General features: G+C 56.8%; 8 protein-coding genes. All 8 read left to right on the plus strand.

The features are described from left to right. The first annotated feature begins 163 nt into the window (after positions 1 to 163). The 8 genes from radA to ONB24_15175 all read left to right on the plus strand — a co-directional run bounded on the left by radA (position 164) and on the right by ONB24_15175 (position 7,082). Positions 164 to 1,534, plus strand: coding sequence for a DNA repair protein RadA (radA, locus tag ONB24_15140; protein ID MDZ7317445.1), 1,371 nt, complete (start codon positions 164 to 166; stop codon positions 1,532 to 1,534). A gap of 5 nt (positions 1,535 to 1,539) precedes the next feature. Further along, on the plus strand, positions 1,540 to 2,670 hold the full coding sequence (gene tgt / locus ONB24_15145) for a tRNA guanosine(34) transglycosylase Tgt (GenBank protein ID MDZ7317446.1): 1,131 nt from the start codon (positions 1,540 to 1,542) through the stop codon (positions 2,668 to 2,670). A gap of 13 nt (positions 2,671 to 2,683) precedes the next feature. Continuing rightward, complete coding sequence (gene yajC / locus ONB24_15150) at positions 2,684 to 3,040, plus strand: preprotein translocase subunit YajC (GenBank protein MDZ7317447.1); 357 nt, start codon at positions 2,684 to 2,686, stop codon at positions 3,038 to 3,040. Then, positions 3,037 to 3,963 (plus strand): methionyl-tRNA formyltransferase, encoded by a 927-nt coding sequence (gene fmt, locus ONB24_15155; GenBank protein ID MDZ7317448.1) that lies wholly within the window; start codon positions 3,037 to 3,039, stop codon positions 3,961 to 3,963. The genes yajC and fmt overlap by 4 nt, the downstream gene beginning before the upstream one ends. Beyond that, positions 3,964 to 5,289 carry a 16S rRNA (cytosine(967)-C(5))-methyltransferase RsmB gene (rsmB, locus tag ONB24_15160; GenBank protein MDZ7317449.1) on the plus strand — a complete coding sequence of 442 codons (1,326 nt, stop codon included), beginning with the start codon at positions 3,964 to 3,966 and terminating at the stop codon, positions 5,287 to 5,289. A gap of 3 nt (positions 5,290 to 5,292) precedes the next feature. Beyond that, the gene (locus tag ONB24_15165) at positions 5,293 to 6,102 is read left to right on the plus strand and encodes a PASTA domain-containing protein (protein MDZ7317450.1); all 810 of its coding nucleotides are present in this window, start codon (positions 5,293 to 5,295) and stop codon (positions 6,100 to 6,102) included. Beyond that, complete coding sequence (gene rpe / locus ONB24_15170; GenBank protein MDZ7317451.1) at positions 6,099 to 6,779, plus strand: ribulose-phosphate 3-epimerase; 681 nt, start codon at positions 6,099 to 6,101, stop codon at positions 6,777 to 6,779. The genes ONB24_15165 and rpe overlap by 4 nt, the downstream gene beginning before the upstream one ends. A 102-nt stretch (positions 6,780 to 6,881) precedes the next feature. Then, the gene (locus ONB24_15175) at positions 6,882 to 7,082 is read left to right on the plus strand and encodes a cold-shock protein (GenBank protein ID MDZ7317452.1); all 201 of its coding nucleotides are present in this window, start codon (positions 6,882 to 6,884) and stop codon (positions 7,080 to 7,082) included. Positions 7,083 to 7,204: the final 122 nt, after the last annotated feature.

Consider the following 7,204-nt stretch of genomic DNA (forward strand, 5'->3'; position numbering starts at 1 on the left):
AAATCTACGAAAAGCCTCCCGCTTAAACAAGCAAAATGCACGCCGACCTTGAATTCGCTTGCTTTTATGCGCCATTTTTTCTAAGTTTAGACTCTGAAAAACCGGATAAGCCGATGAAGCGCGAAACGGGTCGAATCGGCTTTTTTTGTTTACAGAGCAGGGAATGGCGAAAAACAATCGCGAAAAAACCCATTTCGTTTGTCAGGAATGCGGCGCCGCGTTTTCCAAGTGGCAGGGGAGATGCTCCGAGTGCGGCGCCTGGAACAGTCTGATCGAAGAGCGCGTTGCGGCTACGGCATCGCGTAATTCGCTCATGACGCCCTCCAAACCGGCGGTGATTCGGTCGCTGCATCAGATCGATTCCGCTTCCCAACCGCGCCTGGCGATGCGCAGCAGCGAGTTGAATCGCGTCCTTGGCGGCGGACTCGTGCGCGGTTCGGTCGTGCTCATCGGCGGCGATCCCGGCATCGGCAAATCGACGTTACTGCTGCAGGAGGCTGCAGCGCTGGCCGGCGACTCTCTCAAGGTGCTCTATGTCACCGGTGAGGAGTCGCTCGAACAAATCAAAATGCGGGCCGATCGATTGGCCTTGACCTCCGAACACCTTTTCCTTTTAGCCGAGACTGAAATCGAGGCCGTCCTTCACGCCGTCGATCAAGTGCAGCCGGGTTTGGTGGTCATTGATTCCATTCAGACCATGTATTCCTCGTTGTTGGAGAGCGCGCCGGGCAGCGTCGGCCAAGTCAGGGAGTGCGCTCATCTTCTCATTCAGGCGGCCAAAGAGCGCGCCATGCCCGTGCTTATGGTGGGCCACGTCACCAAAGAGGGATTTCTCGCCGGCCCCAAAACGCTGGAGCACATGGTGGATGCACTGATTCTCTTCGAGGGCGATCGAGAGCAGTTCTACCGGATTTTGCGCGCCGTCAAAAACCGCTTCGGTTCGACGCGAGAGATCGGCGTCTTTGAAATGCGCGAGGACGGCCTGATCGACGTCCCCAATCCGAGCGCAGTCTTTTTATCGGAGCGGCAGACCGGCAGCGGCGCGACGGTTGCCTGCTGCATGGAGGGTACTCGACCGATCCTGCTCGAAATCCAGGCTTTGGCGGCGCCGACCAAATACGGCTATCCGCAACGGATCGCCACCGGCATGGACGCTAAGCGGCTGATCATGCTGCTCGCCGTGCTCGAGCGGCGACTCGGCTATCAGGTCGGCAGTATGGACGTTTTCCTCAACGTCGTCGGCGGGCTGCGCATCGACGAGCCGGCCGCGGACTTGGCGGTAATCGTCAGCATCGCCTCCAGCGTCCGCAATCGCGAGATCGATCCTGCGGCGCTGTTTATCGGCGAAGTCGGCCTGGGCGGCGAGCTGCGCTCGGTCATGCATATCGAAGCGCGCATCGCCGAGGCGGAGAAAATGGGCTTTGAGCGCATCATAGTACCCAAGGGCAACAGCCGCTCGCTTCGTTCTTTCGACAAAATTCAGGTCATTCCGGCAGCCACGGCATACGAGGCTTTCAAACAGGCGGTGCAGTAGAGCGCATGAAGTTTGAGCTGCAGAAAATCGATCGCACCACCGGCGCGCGCGCGGGAGTGCTGACCACCGATCACGGCGCCGTCGAAACGCCCGTATTCATGCCGGTCGGCACCCAGGGCAGCGTTAAAGCGGTCTCGCCCGCCGAGCTGCAGGAGGTCGGCGCACAGATCATTCTCAGCAACACCTATCATCTTTATCTGCGGCCGGGACAAGAAATCGTTCGCAAAGCCGGCGGCATTCAAGCCTTCAGCGCCTGGCACCGGCCGGTGCTGACCGACAGCGGCGGCTTTCAAATATTCAGCCTGAATGATCTTAACAAGGTCACGGAACAAGGACTCGAATTCCGCTCCCACCTCGACGGCTCGAAGCATTTCTTTACGCCGGAAAAAGTGGTGGAAATTCAGCGGGATCTCGGTTCGGACATTATGATGGTGCTGGATGAATGCGTGCCGCTGCCTGCGGATTTTGTCTATGTCCGCAAGTCGGTCAAGCTCACCGTCGATTGGGCGCGCCGCAGCCTCGAGACATTTCGTCGATTACCCGAACGCCATCCCTTCACCCAAGCGCTGTTCGGCATCGTTCAGGGAGCTACCTTTGCCGAGCTTCGGCGAGAGTGCGCTCAGGCGTTGATCGAAATGGACTTTGACGGCTATGCGATCGGGGGACTATCCGTCGGCGAAAGCAAAGAAGAAATGTACGAAATGACCGCCGTGGTTACGGAGCTTTTGCCGAAAGATAAGCCGCGCTATCTGATGGGCGTCGGCAAGCCGGAGGATCTGCTCGAAGGCATTGAACGCGGCATCGACATGTTCGACTGCATTCTGCCGACCCGCAACGGCCGCAACGGCCAAGCGTTCACCGCTGACGGGCCGATCAACATCAAGAACCTGGCGCACCGTGAGGCGTTTTCACCCTTGGACGAAACGTGCGACTGTTACACCTGCCGCAATTTTACCCGCGCATATCTGCGGCATCTCTATTTGGCAAAAGAGCTGCTGGTGCTGAGGCTTCTCAGCATTCACAATCTGCGTTTTTATCTCCGGCTGATGCAGCAGGCGCGGCAGGCCATCCTGGCCGATGAATTCTACGCATTTAAAAAGCGCTTTTTGGCAAGATACCTTGACAGTTCATTTTAACTGAGGAGAGATTATGTACGTTCTGCTTTCGCTCATCGCATCCGCGGGCGGTTCAGCGTCCGGCGGCGCCCAGCCGAGCCCGTTCGGCATGTTCCTGCCTTTGATTCTCATTTTTCTGATCATGTGGCTGATGATTTTTCAGCCGCAGGCCAAGAAACAAAAGCAGCATCAGAAAATGCTTGCCGAAACGCAACCTGGGGATCGGGTTTTGACCATCGGCGGCATCCTGGGCACCGTCAAGGGCTTCAAGAAAGACAATCAGATCGTCATTTTGGAAATCGCCGACAACTGCAAAATCGAGCTCCTGCGCAGCTCGATCGCGCAAAACTTTTCCGCCGAAGAACGGAATCTGGCGTCGGCAAAGAAATGAAGCTGCTGTTTATGGGCACGCCCGATTTTGCCGTGCCCACTTTGCAGAAACTGGCACAGAGCGGTTATCCTCTCGTTGCCGTAGTGACCGCTCCGGATAAACCGGCGGGACGCGGGCAAAGGCTGACGCCTCCGGCCGTCAAGGTCGCGGCGCAGGAACTCTCGATTCCCGTCCTTCAGCCGGAGAATCTGAACGACAACGAGTTTCTTCAAACCCTGGAGCAGTTGCAAGCCGACCTCTACGTTGTGGCGGCTTTCCGCATTTTGCCGGAATCGGTCCTTCGTCTGCCTCCTCTTGGGGCAATCAATCTGCACGCTTCTCTGTTGCCGAAATACCGCGGTGCAGCGCCGATCCAATGGGCGCTCATTAACGGCGAAAAAGAGACCGGCGTGACCACCTTTTTCATCGAAAAGCAGGTCGACACCGGCAAAATCCTTCTGCAAAAGGCGGTGCCGATTCCTGAAGAGATGACGGCCGGCGAGCTGCACGATCTGCTGGCCATAGTAGGTGCTGATCTGGTGCTCGAGACTGTCGAAGGAATTGCCCGTGGCACGCTGACGCCGCGGGATCAAATCGGAGAACCCAGTCGCGCACCAAAGCTGACTCCGGAGATGGAGCGCATCGACTGGAGGTTGCCGGCGCGAGCGCTGCACAATTGGATTCGCGGCATGTCGCCGATACCGGGAATGAAGACGCTGCGGCAAGGCAGGAGCATCAAAATTTTGCGCACCCGCGTTGCGGCGGAAAACGGCACTGCCGAACCGCCGGGCACGGTTTTGAGCGCTTCAGACGGCAAGTTGACCGTGCAGACCGGCGAGGGAGCTTTGGACATTCTCACGCTCAAGCCCGAAGGCAAACGCACCATGACGGCGGGAGAGTTTCTGCGCGGTTACCGTATCCGAAAAGGTGAGCGGTTCGAATAGATGGCAAAATCGCGTAAAGCGAGAGAGGCGGCATTGGAAGCTCTGCTCCGCATTGAGCGGGACGGCGGTTACAGCGACATCGTCCTCGCCCAAACTCTGGCGCGCAACCAGTTGTCCGAACGCGATCGGGCGTTCGTCAGCGAACTGGTTCGCGGTGTGGTGCGGTGGAAAAGCTTCCTCGAACATCTCATTGCCTCGACCTTTCACGGCGACCCTATCGTTATACCCCTCGATGTGGCTTTGCTGCTCAAGGCGGCGTTCTACCAAATTCATTTCATGCGCACGCCGGCCTTTGCAGCCGTCAATGAGTGCATCGAGGCTCTCAAAGCGCGAAAAATGTATGCCTGGACCGGTGTGGCGAACGGAATGCTCCGCGGCTATCTGCGTCGGGAAAAGACTATTGTTTTACCGGATGAAATGTCGTCTCCGGCCGCGCATCTTGCCGCCAAACATGCGCATCCCGAGTGGATGGTCGCCCGCTGGCTGCAGCGGTACGGATTTTCAGAGACGGAAAGGCTCTGCGAGGCCAATAACCAAATTCCACCCCTGTCGGTTCGGATCAACCGCCGCCGAATAACCATTGAAGCGTTTCATCAACGCCTTATAAACTGCGGGGCGCGCTTCCAGACAGGCACCCTCGAAGGATTCGTGCGCATAGACGATCTTCCCGATGCCGAACGCAGGAGGTTGCTGCAGGAAGGCTTGATGACGGTTCAGGACGAAAGCGCGGGCTGGATTGGACGTTTGGCTGCAGATGCCGGTTCGATAATCTATGATCTTTGCGCCGCTCCGGGCGGCAAGGCGACTCAAATCGCAGAAGAAAACCCTTCAGCGCTGATAATCGCCGGAGACAACAAACGGCACCGTGCGCGGCTCATCCAAGAAGCGACTCAACGCTTGGATTTGCCGAATATTCGCTTGCTTGTCGCCGATGCCTTGCAGCCGTCTCTGCGGCCGGCTCCGGCCGTGCTGCTCGATGCGCCCTGCAGCGGCCTGGGCGTCATTCGCAAAAAGCCGGACATCAAATGGAAACGATCGCCGGAAGACATACGCTTATTGAGTGAGCTGCAGAAACGTCTCATTCTGCATGCTGCCGATTTGATTGCCGTCGGCGGCTGCCTCGTCTATTCGACCTGTACGCTCGAACCGGAAGAGAACGAAGAAATCGTTGATTTTCTGCTGCAAAATCGTGATTTTATGCTCATTCCGGCGGCTGATGCCGGAATCCCGAACGAGTTCGTAACTCCGGAAGGCTATTTTCGTACTTTGCCCCATCTTCACGCAATGGACGGAGCTTTTGCAGCCAAATTGATAAAGAGAAGCTGATCGATGAAAAGAGCCTTTAAAAAACCCCTCTTACCCATGGAGAGCACAGGCGCAGCGATCATGACGGTTCTCGCCGCTCTCGTGGGGCTTTATTTACTGTTTACTTTTTTAGTGATGCCGATCTTTACCCGCCATTGGCAGAGAGTCGAAGTGCCGGATGTGACCAATCTAAGCGGCCGCGCTGCCGAAAAGATTTTGAAGAAAAGCGGCCTAAAACCCGTTGTTTCTGAAATCAAGTATGACGAACGCATGCCCAACGGATTTGTCGTGTTTCAAAATCCGGCCGGCCATGCGGTGGTCAAAAAGAATCGCCGCGTCTATCTGACCGTCTCCAAGGGTAAGAGACCGATCGTCATGCCAAAGCTGGTCGGTCTGTCGGAGCGCGATGCCCGCTTCTTAATTAACCAAAGTCAGCTCGTAATCGGCGAGGTTCAACGAACATTTGATTCATATTACCCGGCCGGCGTGGTGACGCAGCAGTCCATACCGCCGCAGACGGAAGTCACTGTGGGCGACAAAGTCGATTTGGTCATCAGCACCGGCGCCGTCGGCGGGACGGTCATTATGCCGAATCTGATTGGCATGAAGTTCGAGGAAGCGTCCAAGGTGCTCGAACAAGCCGGATTGTCACTGGGGATTGTGCGTTACGGCGATATAGCGGCAGCCGCGCCGGACATGGTGGTCATACAGTCCCCCGAGCCGGGCACAGCTGTCGGCGCCGGTCAGCCGGTCGATCTGACGCTGAGCATTGCGGGCGGCGTCATCGAACAGAACGTCGACGAGGCGGCTCCGCAGGTGGAGGCGACGGAATGATTCTGATTGCCGCATCGATCCTGAGCGCCGATTTTTCCCGGCTGCGCGAACAAGTACAGGATGCTGAAGCCGGTGGCGCCGATTGGATCCATTTCGACGTGATGGACGGCGCTTTCGTACCCAACATCACTTTCGGGCCGATTGTCGCCGCGGGTGTGCGCAAAATAACCCGCCTGCCCCTGGATGCTCACCTGATGGTCCGCGACGCCGACAGCCAGATCGAGCATTTCAAAGAAGCCGGCATCGATCGACTGACCGTGCATGTGGAGGCTTGTCCCCACTTGTGGTCCACGCTCGAAAAGATCAAATCGCACGGCCTGTACGCGGGAGTGACGCTCAATCCTGCCACGCCTCTGTCGCTGGTCGAGCCGGTTTTGAGCCTTGTCGATCTGCTGTTGATCATGACAGTGGAACCGGGTATGGGCGGGCAGAAACTCATTCCCATGACTCTGAACAAGATTGCTGAGGCCGCGGAGTATCGCCGCAGGCACGGACTCTCTTTTTTGATCCAAGCCGACGGCGGCATCGATGAAACGACCGCCCCGCTGGTTGTGGAGGCCGGTGCCGATTGTTTGGTCGCCGGAACCGCCGTTTTTGCGCATGAAAACGTACGGGAGGCCGTTAAAAATCTGCGCCGGGCGGCTGAAAATGCCTCAAAAAGCTCAAATAATGTATGAGAGACTTGACAATAATGTGACGTTCTTTTATATTTAAAAGTCTGCGTGCGGCTGCGTTGCGCAGATGAAAAAAGATGTTCAATTATTGACCAGGGAGTCTTGATGGAAACAGGGAAGGTCAAGTGGTTCAACGCCACGAAGGGATTCGGTTTTATCAGTCGCGAGAACGGCGAAGACGTGTTCGTCCACTACTCGGCGATCCAAATGGAAGGGTACAAAACGCTGCAGGAGGGGGCCGAAGTCAAGTTTGAGGCCAAGCGGGGCGATAAAGGTCTTCATGCCGTCAAAGTGATCGTAGGCTGAAGAGCTTCTTGGCAAACGCTGAATCTCGAAAACCCCACCGGCGGTGGGGTTTTTGCTAAGTTTCAGGCGGCGCAGCCGACGACCCAAAGCGAAAAGGCGTAAAATGAAAAAAGTATTCAGCA

The organism is candidate division KSB1 bacterium (assembly GCA_034505495.1).
GTDB lineage: Bacteria > Zhuqueibacterota > Zhuqueibacteria > Residuimicrobiales > Krinioviventaceae > Fontimicrobium_A.

Excerpts from the sequence above, each read along its gene's own strand:
- radA (MDZ7317445.1), top strand. The coding sequence starts at position 164 with ATGGCGAAAAACAATCGCGAAAAAACCCATTTCGTTTGTCAGGAATGC.
- tgt (MDZ7317446.1), top strand. The coding sequence starts at position 1,540 with ATGAAGTTTGAGCTGCAGAAAATCGATCGCACCACCGGCGCGCGCGCG.
- yajC (MDZ7317447.1), top strand. The coding sequence starts at position 2,684 with ATGTACGTTCTGCTTTCGCTCATCGCATCCGCGGGCGGTTCAGCGTCC.
- fmt (MDZ7317448.1), top strand. The coding sequence starts at position 3,037 with ATGAAGCTGCTGTTTATGGGCACGCCCGATTTTGCCGTGCCCACTTTG.
- rsmB (MDZ7317449.1), top strand. The coding sequence starts at position 3,964 with ATGGCAAAATCGCGTAAAGCGAGAGAGGCGGCATTGGAAGCTCTGCTC.
- ONB24_15165 (MDZ7317450.1), top strand. The coding sequence starts at position 5,293 with ATGAAAAGAGCCTTTAAAAAACCCCTCTTACCCATGGAGAGCACAGGC.
- rpe (MDZ7317451.1), top strand. The coding sequence starts at position 6,099 with ATGATTCTGATTGCCGCATCGATCCTGAGCGCCGATTTTTCCCGGCTG.
- ONB24_15175 (MDZ7317452.1), top strand. The coding sequence starts at position 6,882 with ATGGAAACAGGGAAGGTCAAGTGGTTCAACGCCACGAAGGGATTCGGT.